The organism is Streptomyces sp. NPDC005566 (assembly GCF_040605575.1).
Taxonomy (GTDB): domain Bacteria; phylum Actinomycetota; class Actinomycetes; order Streptomycetales; family Streptomycetaceae; genus Streptomyces.
This window is the reverse complement of record NZ_JBEXDB010000012.1, coordinates 189401-210135: the sequence shown is the minus strand read 5'-3', so window position 1 is coordinate 210135 and position 20735 is coordinate 189401. Positions and strand designations below refer to the sequence as shown.

The following is a 20735-nucleotide window of genomic DNA, read 5'->3' as shown; positions in this document are numbered from 1 at the left end:
CTCGTCTGGTCGGCCTGGCCGAGATTCCGGACCTTGGCCGCTTCTCGGGCCCTGCGTAGCCTCGGTCATGGCCATTGCCGACCGCGGCACGCCTCGCTATGTTAATCAATAATCACATTGCTCAGCATGATCCGATGCATGGTCATGAAATGCATGGTCATGAAGCAACTGGCAATGGCGAAAGGACATCCAGCGTCATCTCGTCGAGCAGGGAAGCGGGTAAGTTAATGCACAATCCCGACAGGCGACGATTCCTGTCCCTCGGTGTCGCACTCGGTCTCGTGGGCGTGGCTGCCCCCGCCAAGGCATGGGCGTCGGCGGACTCGGTGGCCGGAACCGGCACGGGCGCCGATCCGGAATACGTCTGGGACAGTGCGGTGGATCCTCTGATGGTTTCGCTGCTCGAGAACGGCCAGGTTCCGTCGGTCAACGCAGCGATGGCCGAGTGGGTGGACAACGGGGACGCGCTGCCCAGCGGCCTGCCGGCCGAGCTCAGGGCACATCTTCAGAAGGCCAACGCGCTGCCGTCCTGGGCCGACCCCGTCAAGCTTGCCCGTGCCGCCGACTTCAACCGGCGCAAGGACACCTACCTGTTCATGCTGTACGGCCTCGGCAGCGGGATCATGAGCACCGTGATCCCGAGGGAGGCCAGAAGCGTGTACTGGTCCGTGGGCGGCGCCGACATGAAGGACCGGGCGGCCAAGACGTTCACGTTCGGCTACGACCTGTCCCAGCTGGACGCCTTCAAGCCGACGGGGCAGTTCGTCGTCACCGCCAACAAGACGCGACTCGTGCACGGCGCGGTACGTCACCTGCTGCCGCAGTCGCCGCACTGGAAGGCGGGCGCCGACCAGGCCGTCCCGATCAGCGCCGCCGACATCCTGGTCACGTTCCACAGCCTGGGAACCTTCGTGCACAGGAAGATGCTCGACTGGAGGATCCCGATGTCGGCGGCGGACCAGGAAGCGTTCCTGCACTCGTGGCAGGTCGCCATCCACCTGCTCGGCGTGCCGGACGAGTTCATCCCGAAGACCTGGGCGGCCGCGGAGGCCCAGTCGGCCCAGGTGCTCACCCCGATCCTCGCCCCGACGCCCGAGGGCCTCGACCTGGCCGAGGTGCTGCTGGGTCTGACCGCGGAGATCGATCTCGGAGTCACGCGTGGGTTCCTGAACGAGTTCGTGCGCTACGCCCTCAGCAACGAGGTCGGCGATTGGCTGAGGCTGCCGCGTGACTACGCGGCAGCGGCCCTGGTCCGCACGGTATGGCCGGCCTTCATCCTCTTCCGCGAGGGGCTGTCGCCCGTCGCGCCCGGCGCCTTCTACATGTTCGACCAGTTCCTGCGGGGCGTAGCCATGCTGTTCCTCAACAAGGGCAGCTCCTCGACCACCACCGCGATCACGATTCCGACGGGGAACAGGCCGGCCGGCTGAGCCGTCGGCCCGGCCCCACAGGGTGCCCGCCTCCCGGCGGTCCCGCCGCGGGGCGGGCACCCGGGCGACTCCCACCCGAGCCGCCCGGCGGCGCGGGCTTCCCGTCGCGTGTCCGGTTCCGATGGGCGTTCAGAGGCCCAGGGCACCCACGACCAGAGCGGTCACGGCGTCGCGGTGGTCATGGCTGTCCTGCCACCGCAGTGCGCGGCCGGCCTCGACCGCCACGCCGAACCCCGCGTGCACCAACACCCGGGCCTGGCGCGGGTCCAGCCCCGGACGGGCCAGCCGCAGCTGCTCCTCCCAGACGGCGATGTGTTCACGTTGCGCGAGGACCACGGGCCGGCGCAGATCGGCCGGCAGGCCGGCGACCTCCGCTTCGGCGACGCTGTTGAGCGCGGTGTACTCGAAGCTGTAGGCCACGTACGTCGCCGCCAGCGCGACGACGGCGTCCCGCGGGCCGAACACCTCGCGCAGACCCCGGTCCACCCCCTGGGACAGCAGCCCCGCCGCCTGAAGACACGCCGCCGCCAGGATGTCGACCTTGCCGGGGTAGTGGCGGTAGATCGCCGACGGGGCCAGCCCCACCGCCTCGGCGATCTGGCCGTTCGTGACACTGGCGAACCCGTCCCGCGCGAACAGCGGGACGGCGGCCGCGAGGATCTCCGCGCGCCGTGTGCGCGGCACCGGCCGGTCGGGCAGCTCGACGGTACGGGCGTCGCTCCGGCTCGCCGCGGGATCGGTCGCGGCCACTCGCAGCGCCGACGCCAGCAGCAGTTCATCTGCCCGACGTTGAGCGATCGAGGTGTGGTGCATCGCGATGGAACCGATCGCACCGAGGGCCGCCGCAGCCCGCAGGCGCTCGTCGGGCAATGGGTACTCGCGCTGCACCGCCTCGTCGACCCGCCCCACGACGTGCCCGAACTTCGTCCTGAGATGCCGGCGATCCTCGCCGTTGAGGTACCGGGCCTCCCACCGGTACACGCCGCCCGACGCGCGATGCGCGACGGTGACCCGGGTGACGGCGCTGAGCACTTCCGCGAGGCCCGCCCCGGACGGCACCTCTGCGAGCGAGACGACCAGTCGTTCCGCCATGAGGTCGGCGCACTCCGCGAACAGCGCGTACTTGTTCGGGAAATGCCGGTACAGGGCCGCCGCGCTGATACCCACGCCGGCGGCGATCTGCTCCATGGACGCCGCGTGGTAGCCACGCTCGCTGAAGACTCGGCCGGCCGCCTCGACGATAAGTTGCCTGCGGTTGCGGGGCCGGGTGGCCGCGGCCGGATCGGCGCTCATGGCCGAACGGGCGGGTGCGGAGACGGGGCCATGCGGATCAGTCAACCACACGGTGCCCGAAGGGCTCAGGCTCCCTCCGCGCGGACCGTGCCTCACCAAAACTCCGGCTCACTTCCCAGGTGACCGGGCCCGCCGCTGCCCGGCCGTCCTGGTCACCCCACCCGTCCCGGCCGCAGGTGCGACTGTCCACCGGCGGCCCCGTTCACACCGGCGGATGGCTGACGAGGAGATCGTCATGGGTCGCCGCGAGCAGCCTCCCCGCGTACGAGGTGAGAGCCCTGACCGCCGGGAAGGGGCTGCCGAGGGAGAAGGGAACGTCGGTGGTGACCGGAGGGCGCGAGAGCATTCCGTCCGGACCGACGGCGTACAGACGGGCGTTGAGCACGGTCAGGGAGGTTGCCTTGCCCGCCGGTCCCAGCGCTGTCCACGGCGCCTCGGGGTGCAGGGCAGGCCGATGGTGCAGGGTGTCGTCGTGCGGGGTCACCGCGAAGAGCGTGTTGTCGCACATCGCCAGAGCGGCCGTCCCGGCGGGGACCCTGCCCGCCGGGGTCCAGGGAGCCGGCCCGGGCACCGGTGCGCGCACGAGCAGCCGGTCGTCCGTGCCGACGGCGAGCAGGGCCAGGGGCACGGGCCGGCACGCCTCGCGCGGGGCCGTCAGACACCGGATCTCCGGCGTGGGCCCCGGCGCGGGCGGACAGGTGACCCACGGCAGGTTCTGGTCGGACGGCTCACGGTGGAGCAGGGTCCTGCCGTCCTCGGCCACGGCGAAGAGCAGGCCCTCGCAGGCGGCGAGCGCCCGCAGACGCGGCGCCGGCCCGACGGTGTGCCAGGAGGGACGGGGGGAGGTGCCGCCGAGACGGTCGAGGACGTTGCGGGTGATCCGGTCCACGACCGGATCGGACAGTGCACGGCCCCAGTTGATGGTGGCCGTGTTGAAGACCGTGCCGGCGCCCATGCGGAAGACACCCATGGTGGCCCAGCCGCCCTGCCCGTACGCACGCCAGTGCCGCAGGTCCGCGGTGGCGAGGACGGCGAAGGAACGAGGGGTGCCGTCCCGTCCGGTGGCCCGGGGCACGCCTGCCGACCAGTCGAGTTCGGCGGCGTCCGTCTCGTACCCGAGTGCGCCCCGGGCGAACGCGTCGCCGTCGGCGAGTCCGGTGCCCTCGAAGACCCAGTGACCGGCGAACCGGACCGTATAGGAATCGCGGTCTATCACGGCCATGCCCTCGCCCCACGCCCCGGCGCCGTTGCGGAAGCTGACCCCGGTCATGGAGTTCTCGGGCCGGTCGACGGGCGAACTGGACCACTCGACGGTGGCGAGGCGGGGGTCGACGGCGGTGACGGGGTCGGCTGCGGCATCGCGGTGACAGACCATCGTGCGGCCCTCGTCCTCCAGGCGCATCTGCCACCAGGCGGTGTTCCCCGCGAAGACCGCCAGATTGCCGCCCTTGCGGACGAAGGCCTCGACGCTGTCGCGCATACCGGCCGACCAGTACTCGTCGTGGCCGTTGATGACCAGCAGCCGGTAGGAGGAAAGGAGTTCGTCGCCGTCGTGCAGATCGAGACCGGAACAGAACTCGACCGGGTACCCGGCACTTGGGAGCCAGCGCAGCAGTGGTTCCTCCCAGCGCTCGGGCGGCGGCCCGCCGCCGGGCTCCGTGAGGGACACGCGTGCGGCGCGGCCCGGCTCCTCCGCGTAGTAGATGCTGCGGCCCGGTTGTCCCGCACGGTGGTACGCGCGCCAGGTGGCGAAGGGAACGGAGACGAGTACGGACGAGGTCGCCGCGGGCCGTGCCGCGCGGACGACGAACCACACCTCGTGTTCGGCGTCGCGCTCGGGTGCCGGTGTCTCGGGGCGGTCGTCGTGGAAACGGGCCACGTACAGGGAGCTGGGCCAGTCGGGCGGGACGTCGAGAGTCCACCCGGTCCCGTGGACGGGTACGCGCGCCATCGCGCGCTCGGTGACGACGTCGGTGACGACGACGTGACCGGTCAGCGGACCGCCGTCGCCGGCGGTCACGCCGAAACGCATGCTCCCGCCCTGGACGCAGGACGTCTTCTCCGCACGGGCCAGCGGCCGCGCGACGAGGCCCGCGCTCATCGGCCGGAACCTTCCGCCGTGAGGAACCCGGCCAGCGCCGCCAAGCGGGGCGGGTCGCCGGCCGACGAGGACACGACGACCTCCTCGATGGCGCGAAGGTGGGCGTGGATGGCGGCGGGGGGCAGATAGGCCGTGTCGGCGGTGAGGGTGACGGTGAGCGCACTGTCGTCCCCGCTCACGTGCAGGCAGTACCGGCAGGCGACGCGGTCCTGCGTCGCGGGGAAGTCGAGCACACTCCGGCGGCGGAGTGCGGTGAGTTCGTCGGCGTCCGGCGCCGAACGGGGCGAAGCGGGCCGCTCCGCCAGCCGCATGTCGTTGAAGCAGCAGTACGGGTGCACCTCGGCGCCCCGCTCATGGGACGCCCGGTCCAGCAGCGCGTCCCAGTCGGCGGGATCGTAGGCGGCCGCACGGTACCCGGCGAGCGCGGCCGGCCAGGCACCCGCCAGCAGGTCGGTGAAATCGGCGTCAGGACCCGGGACGTCATCCATGCGCAGGACGAACAGGGCGTCCTGCGACAGCGTGCTGACCAGGGTGCGGAGGCCCTGCGCCGCGCGATTGCCCGCGATCGGCATGACCGCCGCCACGGCGTGCCCCTGATCGGCGGCGACCAGAGCGGCCGAAGCGGTGAGGAGCACGGTCGAGCCGCTGACCCGATGGGCGGCGGCCAGCGCCTCGACGGCCCGGGGGAGCGCGGCGGAGACCAGACGGCCCGTCCAGAAGCGGGGGGTGCACGGCGTCGCGACCGGGGTGGGGAACATCGTCGGCGGGGCGTGCCGCAGGCCGTTCTCCCAGTGGGCGAGCGCAGCCCCGCCGGAGCGGCGGCCGGCCGGGGAGGTCTGATGCCGCGCGAGGTCCAGCGGGGTCTCGGTGCAGGCGGGACCGGCCGACCCGCGGCGGGCCAGCAGCCGCAGATCGCGGACGAGGACCTCGGCGCCGTGCCCGTCGGTGGCCAGATGGCACAGCGCCAGCACGACGTGTGTGATCCGGCCCTCGTGGCGGACGGCGCCGAACCGTACGGGCCACTCCCGCGCGTAGTCGAAACGGTGCGAGGACAGGGACGACAACAGGTTCTCGGCGGCGGCCCCGCAGCCGGCCGGGTCGGGCTCGTCGTGGACGCGGACCTCCACCAGCCCCTCGGCACAAAGGCGTTGGCGGGGTTCTCCGTCGCCATCGGCCACGATGCGGGTGCGCAGCGCCTCGTGGCGGACGAGGAGCGCGGCGAGTGCGCCTGCCAGCCGGGGCAGGTCGACGGGCGTGCCCCGGTCGGCGAGGGGCAGGACACGGCCGAGGTTGAAGTAGTGGTCGTTGGGAGCGGTGCGGCCGATCGCGTGCCAGATCGCGCGCTGGCCCCAGGTGAGCGGGGCGTCACCGGACCGGCCGCCCGTGAACGGGACCGTCGTCGTCGCGTCCGCCGGGTACCCGCCGGGATCCGGTACCGTCACCGCGGCCGCGCCGGCGTCCGAGGTCACCGTGCCGGGGGCCGACGTGTCCGGGGCCGTCGTCGTCACGCGGTGCCTTCCGCGGCCAGAGCCCGGACACGGGCGGTGAGGCCGGCGAGTCCCTCGGTGTACAGCGCCCGGTCGCTGAGGTCGATGAGGACGCCGTACTCGGTTTCCAGGCTGTCGGCCAGCCGCAGCAGGGAGAGCGAACTGACGCCGAGCGCGGCGAGCGGTTCGGCGGAGTCGACGATCTCGGCGGCGGCCACCTGGCCGTCCGTGGCCCGTTCCACGAGCTGGGCGAGGCGGTCGCGGGTCGGGGCGTGGGCGTTCACCGGGCGCCGCCCGCCTGCCGGGCGGCCTCGTCCGCCAGACGGCGGCGCAGGCTGAGCGGCCGGATGTCCGGCCACACCTGGTCGACGTGCGCGACGCACTCCTCCTCGGTGCCGCTGAAGCCCTCGGCCCGCCAGCCTGCGGGCAGCGGAGTGCCGTCCTGCCAGAGGGCGTGCTGCTCCTCGTCGTTGACGGCCACGAGGTAGCGGGTCGGATCGCTCATGAGGGCTACTCCTTGCACAGTGCGGTGACGGCGGCGGAGACGCCGTGCACGGTAGGGGTGTCGAAGAAGACGTCGAGAGGGACGTCCACGCCGAGGTTCTGGTGGATGCGGGCGGCGATGGCGGTGATGGTCAGTGAATGGCCGCCGAGGTCGAAGAGGTCCTCGTCGGGCCCCAGGTCGTCCAGGGCCAGTACCTCGCGCCAGATGGCGAGCACCGCGCCGGTGGTGGGGTCGATTTCACCGACCGTGCCGGCCGCGGACTTGCTCCGGTCCGGGACCGGCTCCGGGAGCGAGGCCCGGTCCAGCTTGCCGTTGGGTGTCAGCGGGAAGGTGTCCAGCACGGTGTACGTGCCGGGCACCGCGGCGGCGGGGAGCGTGGCGGACAGGTGGGCGTGCAGCTCCTCGGCGGTGGGTGCCGGGCCGGCGGCGACGACGTACGCGCTCAGTCGGCGGTCGCCGTCCGTGCCGTGCACCGCGGCCGCGGCCTGGGCCACCGAGGGATGCGAGGCCAGCCGGGCCTCGATCTCGCCCAGCTCGATCCGGTGGCCGCGCAGTTTGACCTGGGTGTCGGAGCGGCCGAGGTAGACGAGAGCGCCGCCGGGCAGGCGCCGGACGACGTCACCGGTGCGGTAGATGCGCGATCCCGGCGGGCCGTACGGGTCCGGGAGGAAACGCGCGGCCGTCAGGCCCGGGCGGTGCCGGTAGCCGTGGGCCACGCCCGCGCCGCCGAGGCAGAGCTCACCCGGCAGCCCGGACGGCACGGGACGCAGCCGCTCGTCGAGGACGTAGGCGCGGGTGTTGGCGAGCGGTCCGCCGATGAGGACGTGTCCGTCGTCGGTCATGGCGGGTTCCGCGAGGGAGGACCAGATGGTCGTCTCGGTCGGGCCGTAGACGTTCACGAGCCGCTTGCTCGCCGCGGCCAGGTCCGTCGCGAGGGACGGGGGCAGCGCCTCACCGCCCGTGAGCGCCGTGAGCCCGGCCGCCGTGTCGGTGAGGCCCGCGTCGAGGAGCAGCCGCCATCCGCTGGGAGTGGCCTGGACGTGGGTGATTCCCTCGCCGCGGATGAGGCCGAGGAGCGCGGGGCCGTCGCGGTGCCCGCCTTCGGGTACGAGGACGACGCGTCCTCCCGTGATGAGGGGCAGAAGCAGTTCGACGGCGGAGATGTCGAAGGACAGCGAGGTGAGGCCGAGCCAGCGGTCCTCGGGGCCGGAGCCCAGATGGTCGCGCAGCGCGCCCAGGACGTTGGCGAGCGCGGAGTGGGGCACCTCCACGCCCTTGGGACGCCCGGTGGACCCGGAGGTGTAGAGCACGTAGGCGGGATGGGACGGCGTCGGGCCCGTGGGCAGAGCCGGGGTGTCCGTGCCCTCGGGTGCGAGATCGGCCGGCACGAGGTCGCCGGGGCTGTCCGGGTGCGCGGTGATCCGGAGCGCGAGACGGGCGTCGGACCGTATGAAGGCCAGCCGCTCGGCCGGGTAATCGGGGTCGAGGGGGAGATAGGCGGCTCCGCAGGCCAGGGTGGCGAGGACGGCGACCAGTTGGTCGCGCCCGCGGGGCAGTCCGATGCCGATGAGGGTGCCCGGGCCCGCGCCGTGGCGGCGCAGCGCGGTGGCCGCGTGTGCGACGAGACGGGAGAGCTCGCGGTAGGTCAGGGCTTCCTTCCCGCCGACGACGGCGACCGCGTCGGGGTGGGCCGTCACCGCCCGGGCGAACAGCGCGGGCACGGTGCACAGAGCGAGTTCCGGCCGGGGAGCCGGTGCGGCGAGCTGGTCCGACCGTTGCCGGGGCGTCAGCAGCGGCAGGTCGCCGACGGGTGTGCCGGGGTCGGCCAGTACACCGTCGAGGAGCGTCGTCCAGTGTCCGGCGATGCTTCGTGCCGATTCGGCGGTGAAGGCGTCGGCCCGGTACTGCAGGCTCGCGTCGATCTCGGATCCGGAGTCGACGAGCTGGAGGTGGAGCAGGTTGCGCGCGGTGCCGCAGAAGCCGGTCCAGCGGACCTCGGCGCGCACCCCGTCGCCGAAGGCAGGCAGCTCCCCGGCGGGGCGGCGCCGGTAGCTGAGAGAGAGGGGGGTGAGCGCGGTCCGTGGCGTCAGACCGCGCACGGAGCGGCCCAGCGGGACGGCCCGGTGCCTGTACAGGGAGCGCAGTTCGGCGCGGACGGTCTGGGACCAGGTCGCGAACGGCGCTTCGGGTGCCACGCTGCTGAAGAGGGGCAGCTCATTGACGGCCAGCCCCACACCGACCGCCTCGCCCCGCGGGCGAAGCGACAGTTCGACGGCCGTGACCGGGGCGGTGTCGCCGTAACGGGCGAGCAGCGCGTGCCAGGACGCGGTGAGGAGTTCGAAGCGGGTCAGACCGAGCCGGCGCGCCGTCGTATCCACGAGGGCGGTCCGCCCGGGGCCGAGGCTCAGCGAGACCTCGGCGCCCTGCGCGGGAGCGGTGCCGGGAATGCGGGAGGGTACGAGGCCGGGCAGCGCGGGCGCGGCCGGCTCACGCCAACGAGCGGCCCAGTACGCCTCCGCGCCTGCGAGGGCATCGGAGGAGGGCTCGGCCGCCGGCCGCGGGGCGACCGGCGCGAGCGGACCTCTCCGGTAGGCGTCGGCCAGGTCGCTGATCAGCCGGTCCTTGGACTCGCCGTCGAAGACGAGGTGATGGGCGGTCAGGAGCAGGACGTGCCGTACCGGGGACAGCCGGAAGAGGACGAAGCGGTGCAGCGGTCCGCGGACGAGGTCGAAAGGAAGGGCCCGTTCCCGGGCGAGGAGTACGTCGAGTTCACCGGCGGCGCAGTCGGCAACCCGCGGACGGGACGGTTCCGTGCCGGCTCGAGGCGTACCGTCGGCGCCGAACACCGTGGCGAGGGCGGGGTGATGGGCGGCGACAGCGGAGCAGGCCCGGACCATGCCGCCGGTGTCGACGGGCCCGTCGAGGTCCACGGTCACGGCCAGGTGATAGGCGGCAGCGGTGTCCAGGGTGCGCTCGGTGAGCCAGACGCCGTGCTGGGCGGGGCTGAGGATCGCGTTCACAGGGTGGCCTCGGGGTGGTCTCGGGCGAGGATCCGGCGCAGATCGCGTTTGAGGACCTTGCCGGCCTCGTTACGGGGGAGCGCGTCGCGGAACAGTACGGTGGCGGGCAGTTCGTGTACGGCCAGGTGATTGAGCAGGAAGATCCGCAGGGCGGCCGCCGTCAGACCGGCTTCGGACACGACCACGGCGGCGACGACACTTCCGAGAACGGGATGCGGAACTCCGACGGCGGCGGCGTCGCGCACCTGCGGATGGGAGTGCAGGGCGTTCTCGATCTGGAGGGTGGAGACCTTGTGGGCGCCCGACTTGACGACGTCGCGCTCCCGGTCGAGCAGGTGCAGGAAGCCGTCCTCGTCGATGCGGCCGAGGTCGCCCATGCGTACCCAGCGTCCCCGGAAGACCTCGCCGTCCGTCTCACCCATGTACGCCCGCGGAGCCGCGGGAGAACGCAGCCACAGCTCGCCCGAGTCGCCCGCCGGGACCGGGAGGCCTTCGGGGGTGGTCACACGCAGATCGGCCAGGGAGGCGGGCCGGCCGGGGGAGGTGGGACGGGCCGGATCGAACAGCAGGGTGATCTGCGCGGGCGCGGCCTCGGTGGAGGTGTAGTAGTTGACGATCTGGGCCTTCGGGAAGGCCCGCCCGAGCCCGAGCGCGACCGGCTGGGGAAGGGCGGCGGCCGTGGAGCCGACCAGGCGCACACGGTCGAGTGTGCCCGAGGCGGTGGCGTCCGCGAGGGCCGGTGACGCCAGCAGTTCGATCGCCATGGCGGGGACGAGGAAGACGCTCCCGACGTCGTGTTCGGACAGGAGCCGGAGGAAGCGGGCCGGGGTGAACTGCGGAGCGGTGACACATGTCGCGTGCGCGTTGAGGGCGTTGACCAGCATGGTCTGTCCGGCGTTCGTGCCGACCGGGAAGGCGTGCAGGAAGGCGGAGGAGTGGCGCAGCGGCCGACGGCGCTCGTCCGGCGTGCAGCCGTGAGCAAGGTTGGCGTGACGGGCGCCGACGGCTTTGGGGGTTCCGGTGGTGCCGGAGGTGTAGAGGATCTGAGCGAGGTCACCGGGTGCGGGGTCGGGCAGGTCAGGCACCGCGGGGTGGCCGTCGGCGTCGGATTCGGTCAGCACGGTGGTCCCGGGCGGGATCCCGGCCGGGAGGTCCGGCCCGCTGTGCAGCAGGAAGCGGGCCTCCGCATCGGCGAGAACGTACTCCGTGGCGGCGGGCGCGGACCGGTCGGACAGGGGGACCGCCACCCCGCCGGCGCGCAGCACCGCGAGGAACGCGACGGCGAACTCCGTCCACCGGCTCGTGCCGTGATGCAGGACGACACGGTCCCCGGGCCGCAGTCCGGCGGAGCGCAGCGCGCAGGCGTACGCCCCCGAACGGGCCTGCCAGGATGCGAAGTCGAGCCGTTCGCGGCCGGTGACCAGGGCCGTGCGGTCGCCGTGCGCGGCGGCACGACGGGCGAGCAGGGCGGGCAGGGTGGCGACTGTGTCTGTCACGTCCGGCTCTCCTTCACGCGGCGGGCGGCGGCGAGGCGGGCACGCTCGCGCAGGCCGACCAGGTCGTCGGGCTCGGCCTCGGGGACGTCCCGGTCGAAGCGGGCCAGCACGGGAAGGCGCAGGCCGAGCGCGACCATGCCGAGCATGGCGCACCCGAACAGGACGTACATCAGGGCGATACCGCGCCCGGGGCCGGTGCCGATCAGGGGGCCGAAGACGGGGGCGAGCGCCCCTCCGGGCTCCATCAGCGGTCCCAGCAGCGAGGAGCCCAGCGGTGCGATGACTCCGTGGCCCAACGGCAGGGTGGACCAGGCGACCAGGGTGTTCAGGGCGAAGACGCGGCCGTGGAAGCGTTGGGGCACCTTGACCTGGACGATCGTGGAGTAGACACCGTTGACGAGGGACAGGGCGAAGGACATGCCGAACGCCCCTGCGGCGATCACCCAGAGACTGGCGTGCAGCCCGGTGACGGCTCCCGCCAGGGCCAGGAGCGCAGCGATGCCGAGCATGCCCCGCAGCCGGTGCCGGCGCGGGCCGCCCCAGAAGCCCATGACGATCCCTCCCAGGATCGCTCCGGCGCCGCCCGCGACGGCGACCCGCGCCGCGCCCTGGAGGTCGTCGAAGGCGAGGACCAGCGGAGTGATGAGCAGGAAGAGGGGCGAGAGGAAGATGTTGAGGCCCGCGAACCACAGGAGCATGGCCCGGAAGCCCCGGTTGCGCCATGAATGCGTGAAGCCGTGCCGGATCTCGGACATGAGGGACTCGCGCCGCGTCCACGGCAGCGTCCGGGGGAACTTCACCACGAGCAGGACGCCGATGGCCAGCACGTAACTGACCACGTCGATGACCAGGATGCCGCCGAGACCGATCGCCGCCATGAGCGCCACAGCAACCAGCGGAACCACGAACTGGGCTGTACCGAATGCGAGTTGAACGATGCCGTTGGCGTGGCCGAGATACTGCTTGGGCACGAGCTGCGGGACCGCGGACGCGTAGGCGAGCCGTTGGAACGTCAGGGCGACGGAGAGTACGCCGAGCAGGACGTAGACCTCCCAGGAATGAAGGTTTCCGGTCACGAGCAGAGCGAGGAGACCGGCCTGGGTGGCGCAGGCGGCGATGTCGCCGGCGAGGAGTACCGTGCGCCGGTTCATCCGGTCGACGAGGGCTCCCGCGAGCGGGCCGACGAGGATGCCCGGCACCATGGCGACGACCGCGTACAGCGCGTACCGGGTGAGGGAGCCGGTGTTCAGGAGGATCCAGATGGGGAGGGCGAACTCGGTCAGGGCCGAGCCGGTGATCGAGAAGAGCTGCCCGACCGCGACCAGGAGGAACCGGCGCATGCTGGGTTCGGGACCGGCCGTGGACTCCGTGCCCTCGTGGGGTGGGGCGGCGGGTTGCTCTGCGTCGGTCGCCCCGTCCGCGGGTGCGTCGGCGGCCGCCGTGACGGGGCCGGTGTCCCCGTGGAACCACCACGAGTGGAGCGGATCGCAGGCGGGGAGTTCGTCGGTCAGCCCGTCGCGGACCGCGAGGTGCACCGTGGTGACCGCGTCGGCGACCTCGACGGCCCGGTACTTGAGGAAGAAGTGACCGCCCTGGTCGAGGACGGCGACGGCGGAGCGTTCGGCCAGCAGCAGCCACTCGCGGTAGCGCTCCTGGTAGAAGTCGGCGGCCGGGTCCTGGTCGCCGATCAGGCAGACGAGCGGGGCGCGCAGCCGCGGGGCGCCGGCGGCGACGTCGGCGATGGCGCGGGTGAAGTAGTCCTCGGCGGCCTGTGTGTCACGGCGCATGTTGCCGATGATGAAGGCGGCCTGCTCCTTGTCGAGGTCGGAGGTGTTCACGCCGAGCCCGATGAGCCAGTTCGCGTACACCCGGTCGCCGAGGAGGGGTTCGAGGGAGGCGAGGCGGCTGAGTGCGCTGAGGACCCGGCTGCGCGGCCGGGCGAACGGGAACTGGGCTCCGGCGTAGACGGCCTCCAGCGGATGGCCGGTCGCCTCCAGCAGCCGGGACACGGCGACCGCCAGCGCCGTACCTACGGCGCAGTGGCCGTAGACGACGACGGGTCCCTCCGTCCGTTCCCGCACCTCGCCCGCGATGCGTTCGGCGAGTTCGTCGAACGGCACGGACTCCTCGGTGACACCCACGTCGTGGCCCGGCACGGCGACGGCCCACAGTTCGACGTCGGAGGGCAGCGCGTCGGCGACGGGCTGGTAGACGACGGGGCTGCCGCCGCCGTAGGGGACGCAGACGAAGGTGCGGGTACGACGGGCGGCGGACACGGGAGGGGTGAGCCGGTGCAGCAGCGGCCGCGGGGTGTCGTCGTGCTCGTCCCTGGCGGCAACGGCAGCCAGGTCGCGGATGGTGCGGTGGGTGAAGAGGTCCATGACGCTGACGGGCTGTGCGCCCGCCTCGGCGAGCCGGCCGCGGGCCCTGGCGACGACCTGGGTGGCGAGGAGGGAGTGGCCGCCGAGGTCGAAGAAGTCCTCGTCCGTGCCGACTTCCGTCAGGCCGAGCACCTCGCTCCAGATCTCGGCGAGCAGGAGCTCGGTCGCGGTGGCCGGCCGGGTGGCGCCGGTCGCGCGCCGCAGCTGGGGAGCGGGCAGGGCGCGCCGGTCGAGCTTCCCGTTGGGGGTGAGCGGCAGGGAGGGGACGACCGCCACCACGGCGGGGACCTGATGGTCGGGCAGCAGCCTCTTGAGTGCGGTGCGGAGCCGTGCGGGGTCGGGCTCTTCGGAGCCGGTCGCGGCCACCACGTACCCGACGAGACGCTTGTCGCCGGGCCGGTCCTCGCGCAGGACGACGGCGGCGTCCGCGACACCGGGCTGGGCGCGCAGGGCGGCCTCGGTCTCGCCGGGCTCGATCCGCAGCCCGCGCAGCTTGATCTGCTGGTCGACGCGGCCGAGGTGCTGGAGAGCGCCGTCCGGCCGGCGGCGGGCAAGGTCCCCGGTGCGGTAGAGGCGGGAGCCCGGCGGGCCGTACGGGTCGGGCACGAACCGGGCTGCGGTCAGGCCCGGCCGGCGGTGGTAGCCGAGGGCGACGGCGGTGCCGCCGATGTGCAGTTCGCCGGGGGCGCCGGGCGGTACGGGGCGCAGAGCGGCGTCCAGTACGTACAGCCTGGTGTTGTCGATCGGGAGCCCGATCGGCACCGTCTCCAGAGGGCCTGCGCACTCCCACGAGGAGACGTCGACGGCCGCCTCCGTGGGCCCGTACAGGTTGGAGACGGAGCAGTGCGGCAGCCGTCCGGTCAGCTCGCGGGCGGCGTCTGGCGGCAGGGCCTCTCCGCTGCTGATCACGCGGCGCAGCGCCGTGCACCGCTCGATGCCCTCCTCGGCGAGGAAGACCGTCAGCATGGCGGGGACGAAGTGGGCGACGGTGACGCCGGCGGAGACCATGAGGTCGCGCAGATAGCCGCTGTCCTTCTGGCCGCCGGGCTTGGCGAGAACGATGCGCGCACCGGTGGCCAGGGGCCAGAAGAACTCCCAGACCGATACGTCGAAGCCGACGGGGGTCTTCTGCAGGACGGCGTCGTCCGGCCCGAGGCGGTAGGCGTCCTGCATCCACTGGATGCGGTTGGCGATCGCCCGGTGGGTGTTCGGAACGCCCTTCGGACGGCCGGTGGAGCCGGAGGTGTAGATGAGGTACGCGGTGTCGTCGGGGCCCGGTCCCGCCGGTCCGCGGCGCGACCTGGGCGGCTCGGCGGGGTCGTCCAGCAGCATGACCTGCGCGGTGCAGCCGTGCGGTGTGAGCAGTCCGCGCTGGGTGAGCAGGACGGGCGCGTCGCTGTCGGCGAGGAGGAAGGCGAGGCGTTCGGCGGGGTAACCGGGCTCCAGCGGGGTGTAGCCCGCACCGGTGCGCAGGATGCCCAGCAGACCGGCGACGAGTTCGGGCGAGCGTTCGGAGCAGATGGCCACGAGGCTCCCCGGGCCGACCCCCTCGGCGGCCAGCCGGGCGGCGATCCGGTCGGCCTGCGCGTCGAGCTGCCGGTAGGTGAGGGCAGCCCTGCCTTCGACGGCCACGGCGACCGCGTCGGGAGTCCGGGCGATCTGCTCGGCGACGAGGGCGGTGAGGGTGGTGGGCGCCCGGTCCAGCGCGGTGTCGTTGAACCGGCGCGTCTCGAAGTCGTGTTCGTCCGGGGTGCGTCCGGCGAGCCCGGACAGCGGGGTCTCCGGGGCGGCCGCGACGGCCTGCAGGAGCCTGCCGAGGTGGCCGGAGAGGCGCGCGATGTCGGCGACCTCGAAGAGGTCGGTGTTGAAGTTGAAGGAGCCGTGCAGCCCGTCGGGCCACTCCTGGAGGAAGAGTTCGAGATCGAAACGGGTACCACTGGCCCGCACCCCGAACGGTTCGGCCGTCAGCGGGCCGTCCGATCCGGCGTCGCGCTGGGTGGCGTAGTTCTGTACGGCCAGGACGGCCTGGAAGACGGGTGGCCGCGACACGTCCCGGGCGACCCTGAGCTCGCTGACCAGCTGTGCGAACGGCAGGTCCTGGTGGGCGTAGGCGTCGAGGCAGGTCTCGCGGGTGCGGCGCAGGAATTCGGCGAACGAGGGGTCGCCCTCCATACGGGCCGGAAGGGCAATGACGTTCACGAACATGCCGACCAGCGGCTCGAGTTCGGGTTCGGGGCGTCCGGCGACGGGGGAGCCGACCGCGAAGTCCGTCTGACCGCTGTAGCGGGCCAGGAGGATCTGGAAGGCGGCCAGGAGGACCATGTGAACGGTCGCGTCGTGCCGGCGCCCGAGCAGCGTGAGCCGGTCCAGGAGGGCACGGTCGACGGAGAACGCGTGCCCGGCGCCCTCGAAGGTCTGCCGGGGCGGGCGGGGGCGCGAGAACGCGAGCTCCAGCGGCTCGATCCCGGCGAGTTCACGGGTCCAGTGGGCGACCTCGGCAGCGAGCCGCTCGCCGCTGAGCTGCTCGCGCTGCCACAGGGCGAAGTCGCCGTACTGGACGACGAGTTCGGGAAGCGGATCCGGATCCCCCGCGACGTGCGCGGCGTGGCCGCGCAGCACCTCACCCAGCAGGACCTCGCTGGACCAGCCGTCACTGACGCTGTGATGGACCACCAGGAGCAGAACGTGGTCGTCGTCGGCGAGCCGGATGAGGAGCGCGCGCAGCAGCGGCCCCTCCTCCAGGTCGAAGGGCACTGCCGACGCCTCGTCGACGAGGCGTTCGGCCTCGGACAGGCAGGCGGCTTCGGCGTGGGTGAGATCGGCGGGCCCGGGCGGGTCGATGACCAGCAGCGGGCGCCCGTCGTCGGTGGCGGGGTACCGCGAGCGCAGCGTCTCGTGCCGGGCCACGCTCGCGTCAAGGGCGGCGCGGAGAGCGCCGGTGTCCAGCGGGCCGCGGAGCCGGCGGACCACCGGGATGTTGTACGCGGCGGTCCCCGGAGCGAACTGCTCCATGAACCAGAGCCGTTCCTGGGCGAACGACAACGGGACGGCCGTGCCGGGATCCCTGCGGGGCACGGTCGCGCGGGCGGCGGCCCGCGAAGCCAGCCGGCGGCGCAGCAGCTCCTTCTTGGCGGCCGAGAGACGGGCCGCGGCGGGTTCTGCCGGGTTGGTGGTGTCGGCGCTCATGAGACGGGCCGGCTTCCTTCCAGTGCGTCCTGCGCGGCGAGGAGTTCTTCGGCCGCCGTGTCCGACAGGGCGTCGATCTCGGCTGTCAGGGCAGCTTCCACGGCCTCGGCGAAGGCCGCGACCGTGCGGTGGGTGAACAGGGTGCGCAGGGGGACGGCGAGGTCGACGGCGGCGCGGACGCGGGCGACGACCCGGGTGGCCAGGAGCGAATGGCCCCCCATGTCGAAGAAGTCGTCGTCGGCGCCGACGGGGCCGGTGCCGAGCACCTCCCGCCAGATGTCGGCCACGAGTTCCTCCGCCTCGGTCCGGGGCGGTACGTGCACGGCGCGGACGGGCGAGGCGGCCCCGGGATCCGGCAGGGCCGCCCGGTCCACCTTGCCGTTCGGGGTGAGGGGCAGCCGGTCGAGCACGACCCAGGCGTTGGGGACCAGATGAGGCGGCAGCACCGTCGACAGCTCCGCGCGCAGGCGCGCAGGATCCGGAGCGGGAGCTCCCGGCACCGCTACGACGTGGGCGATCAGCCGGTCCTCGCGGGCGGACACCACGGCCTCGGCGACACCGGGCAGGGCGCCGAGCGCGGACTCGACCTCGCCGGGCTCGATCCGGAATCCGCGCACCTTCACCTGGCCGTCCAGGCGGCCGAGGAACTCCAGTTGCCCGTCGCCGCGACGGCGTACCCGGTCGCCCGTGCGGTAGCGGCGGGCCCCGGGGGGCCCGTTCGGGTCGGGCACGAAGGAACGGGCGGTGGCGCCGGGGCGCCCCAGGTACCCGTCGCCGACGCCTGCGCCGCCGATCACCAGCTCACCGGGCGTGCCGGGCGGCACGGGCGTGCCGTGGCGGTCCAGTACGGCGACGGTCGTCCCGCCGATGGGCCGGCCGATGGGTGGCCTGCGCACCTCGTCGGCCGCGCCCAGGTCCGCCGTGGTGGCGATGACGGTGGTCTCCGTCGGGCCGTAGGAGTTCACCAGTCGTACGGTGTCGCCGAAACGGCCCCGCCAGACGGCGACCGCCTCGGCGCGCGCCTGGTCGGCGCCCAGGATCAGCAGGCGCAGCGAGTCGGGCCACGGGGTCTCGTCCAGGTCGGCGACGAGGTGGTGCCAGTAGGGGGTCGGAAGGTCCAGGACGGTGACACCGGCCGCGTACGGTTCGGCCAGCTGGTCGGAGAGGGCGGCTCCGGGCCGGGCCGTGACGAGGACCGAGCCCGACGCCAGTGCGGGGAAGATCTCCTCGGCGCTGGTGTCGAAGGAGAGTGAGGCGCTGTGCAGGACGCGGTCGTCCTCACCGAGGCCGTAGCCCTCGCGCATCCATGCGACACGTGCCGCGAGTGCGCGGTGCGGTACGAGGACGCCCTTGGGCGTGCCGGTGGAGCCCGAGGTGTAGATGAGGTACGCGGGGTCGTCCGGGCCCGCCTCGCTGTCGGGTCCGGGGGGAGGCCCGGTGGTGTCAGCGGAGCCGGGTGGCGGGGTGACGGACAGGACGGGGAGGCCGACGGTGAGGCCCGCGACGGGGCTGCCGTCTGCCGTCAGCAGGAGGGCGGCCCCGCTGTCCCGGAGCATGAAGTCGAGCCGCGCGGAGGGGTATTGCGGGTCCAGCGGGAGGTATCCGGCACCGATGCGCCACGCGGCGAGCATCGCCACGACCGCCTGCGGACCCCGGGGCAGACAGAGGGCGACGAGGTCTCCCCGGCGGACGCCGCGGGCCAGGAGCCGGGCGGCCAGGGTGCGGGAGGCGTCGGCGAGTTCACCGCGCGTGAGGCTTTCGTCGGGACCGATGACGGCCGCTGCGCCGGGGACGAGCGCCGCCCGGTCGATCGCGGCGAGGACCGTCGGGGGGTGTGTCGGGAGGACGGGCCCCGAGGTCTCGACCCGCTCCACCGCCAGTTCGTGCTCGTCGAGCACGGGCAACAGCCGCACGGGCGTGTCCGGCGCTCCCAGGGCGGCGCGCAGCAGGACCTCGAAGCGGGCGGCGATCCGGGCGGTCTGCGCCGCGTCGAGGAGATCGGTGCGGTAGCCGAAGACGGCGTGCAGATCGTCGCCGTCCGGGCGGACGTCCAGGCTCAGTTCGAACTTGGCGGCGGTGTGGCCGCCGTCGCCCTCGGTGCACACGAGGTCCGCGAACGGGTGCTCGCCGAGAGCGCCGCCGCTCTGCGTGTGCACGGTGAGGAGCGTCTGGAAGACAGGCGTACGGCCGGTGTCACGGTCCTGCCGCAACTCCTCGGTGAGCCGTTCGAACGGTACGCGGCCGTGCGTCAGGGCACGGAGCCAGTCGCCGCGGATCCGCCGCAGGACGGCGTCGAAGGACGGATCGCCGGCGAAGTCCGCGCGCAGGACCAGGGTGGAGGAGAAGTAGCCGACGGTCCGCTCGCTGTCGACCGTGGTCCGTGCCGCGGTGGGCACCCCCACGCAGAAGTCGTCCTGGCCGGTGCAGCGGTGGAGAAGAGCCTGGTAGGCGGCGGCTGTCACCATGAACGGGGTGAGGCGCCGTGAACGGGCGAAGGACTCCACCACGGCGCCCAGTCCGCCCAGCACCCGGGTGTGGTAGGCGCCGCCGCTGCCCGGGACCTCGGGGCGGGCGTGCTCGAGGGGGAGCGCCAACGGTGAGGCCCCACGCAGCAGTTCACGCCAGTGGTGGAGGGCCGAGGTGGCTTCGGGCCCGTCCAGCCACGCGCGCTCCGCGGCCGCGTGGGCCAGGTAGGACGGCGGTTCCGCCAGCTCCGCCGTACCGCCCAGGCGGTGGGCGGAGTAGTGGGCGGCGAGTTCGGAACGCAGGAGGCCGAGGGACCAGCCGTCGGCGACGACGTGGTGCACCACGAGGCAGAACGTGTACGCGCTCTCCCCGGTGCGGAGCAGCGCGGCCCGCAGCAACGGCCCTTCGGCCAGGTCGAAGGGCCGATTGGTGAACTCGCCGATGATCGAGGCGATGTCCGTTTCGGAACGGCCCCGCAGATCGCGGGTGTCGAGCGGCACGGGGGACGGGGGATCGACGACGACGTACGGACGTCCGTCGACGGCGGGGAACCGGCTGCGCAGCGCCTCGTGCCGACCGGCCGCCGTGTCCAGGGCGACGCCCAGGGCCGACGGCGAGAGCGGTCCCGTGAACCGGAGCACCAGCGGAATGTTGTAGGCCGCGTCCCCCGGTTCGAACTGGTCCAGGAACCACAGACGCTCCTGCCCTACGGAGAGGGCGGCTGCGGTGTGAACCCCCGCCGGCCCTGTCCCGCTCTCCGGCGCGGAGTGAGGCTGCTGGTCGGGTACGGGCATGACGCTCCTGGAGGCCGGGCCGTGGGCGGTCGGCCCGAACTGGCTTGAACCGCATACGTGTTTTCCGTATGCGAAGGGTGACGCGCGGGGGAGGAGGACACCTGCCCTGATGGGCTGTCGTGATGCCGCAGATGCTAGAGAGAGACCGAACCGCGGGTCAATGGTCTGGACCAAATTGTTGGCGCCGAGAGGATGCCGAACGTGCGTCGGTCCAGGAAGAACGCGATGGTCGACCGGGCGAGTGGCGGTTCGGCGCGCATGGTGAGTGGCCCCCGCGCCTCTCGCGACCGGGCCGGCGGGGCGGGGGTGGAACCGGTGGCGCGTCGGCGTGCGTCGGCTGTTCGGGAGTTTCCGCTCCGGAAGCGCCGCGGCGCCGGGCCACGGGGCAATCGGCTGAAACCCGCCCCGGGGTGCGGTCGGTGAAGGGTCTCGAAGTTGCACGTTCTGGACATCTCGCGAGGGCGGTACTCACTCCCGTACTGGTTCGGGGCTGTCCGTCCGAGCGGCGGCCACGGCCGGGTGAACAGGACGGCGAGGTGACACGTATGGGGAGAGGGCACTGAATCCCGCGCTCCC

Annotated in this window: 10 protein-coding genes; 1 reads left to right on the top strand and 9 read right to left on the bottom strand. The window is 73.1% G+C overall.

Annotated features, from left to right (window positions below; all coding sequences use genetic code 11):
• The first annotated feature begins 227 nt into the window (after positions 1–227).
• Positions 228–1430, top strand: coding sequence for an oxygenase MpaB family protein (locus ABZS61_RS20590; protein ID WP_356422930.1), 1203 nt, complete (start codon positions 228–230; stop codon positions 1428–1430).
• Positions 1431–1559: 129 nt separating this feature from the next.
• Here ABZS61_RS20590 and ABZS61_RS20585 read toward each other — a convergent pair whose 3' ends face one another.
• The 9 genes from ABZS61_RS20585 to ABZS61_RS20545 form a co-directional block, all read right to left on the bottom strand.
• Entirely contained in the window at positions 1560–2723 is a 1164-nt protein-coding gene (locus ABZS61_RS20585) for a TetR/AcrR family transcriptional regulator (RefSeq protein WP_356423124.1), read from the bottom strand.
• 202 nt (positions 2724–2925) lie between these two features.
• Complete coding sequence (locus ABZS61_RS20580; protein ID WP_356423121.1) at positions 2926–4755, bottom strand: N,N-dimethylformamidase beta subunit family domain-containing protein; 1830 nt, start codon at positions 4753–4755, stop codon at positions 2926–2928.
• Positions 4756–4820: 65 nt separating this feature from the next.
• Positions 4821–6266, bottom strand: a complete 1446-nt coding sequence (locus ABZS61_RS20575) for a condensation domain-containing protein (RefSeq protein ID WP_356423119.1) — start codon at positions 6264–6266, stop codon at positions 4821–4823.
• Between the two features lie 62 nt (positions 6267–6328).
• The gene (locus ABZS61_RS20570) at positions 6329–6595 is read right to left on the bottom strand and encodes an acyl carrier protein (RefSeq protein ID WP_356422927.1); all 267 of its coding nucleotides are present in this window, start codon (positions 6593–6595) and stop codon (positions 6329–6331) included.
• Positions 6592–6816: an MbtH family NRPS accessory protein gene (locus ABZS61_RS20565; protein ID WP_329213894.1), complete on the bottom strand. Its 225-nt coding sequence runs from the start codon at positions 6814–6816 to the stop codon at positions 6592–6594. The genes ABZS61_RS20570 and ABZS61_RS20565 overlap by 4 nt, the downstream gene beginning before the upstream one ends.
• A gap of 5 nt (positions 6817–6821) precedes the next feature.
• The gene (locus ABZS61_RS20560; RefSeq protein WP_356422922.1) at positions 6822–9836 is read right to left on the bottom strand and encodes an amino acid adenylation domain-containing protein; all 3015 of its coding nucleotides are present in this window, start codon (positions 9834–9836) and stop codon (positions 6822–6824) included.
• The gene (locus ABZS61_RS20555) at positions 9833–11332 is read right to left on the bottom strand and encodes a class I adenylate-forming enzyme family protein (protein ID WP_356422919.1); all 1500 of its coding nucleotides are present in this window, start codon (positions 11330–11332) and stop codon (positions 9833–9835) included. Before ABZS61_RS20555 ends, ABZS61_RS20560 begins: the two co-directional genes overlap by 4 nt.
• Complete coding sequence (locus ABZS61_RS20550) at positions 11329–16899, bottom strand: amino acid adenylation domain-containing protein (protein WP_356422916.1); 5571 nt, start codon at positions 16897–16899, stop codon at positions 11329–11331. The genes ABZS61_RS20555 and ABZS61_RS20550 overlap by 4 nt, the downstream gene beginning before the upstream one ends.
• A complete protein-coding gene (locus ABZS61_RS20545; RefSeq protein ID WP_356422913.1) occupies positions 16896–20159 on the bottom strand; it encodes an amino acid adenylation domain-containing protein in 3264 nt (1087 codons plus the stop codon). The genes ABZS61_RS20550 and ABZS61_RS20545 overlap by 4 nt, the downstream gene beginning before the upstream one ends.
• Between the last annotated feature and the right edge of the window lie 576 nt (positions 20160–20735).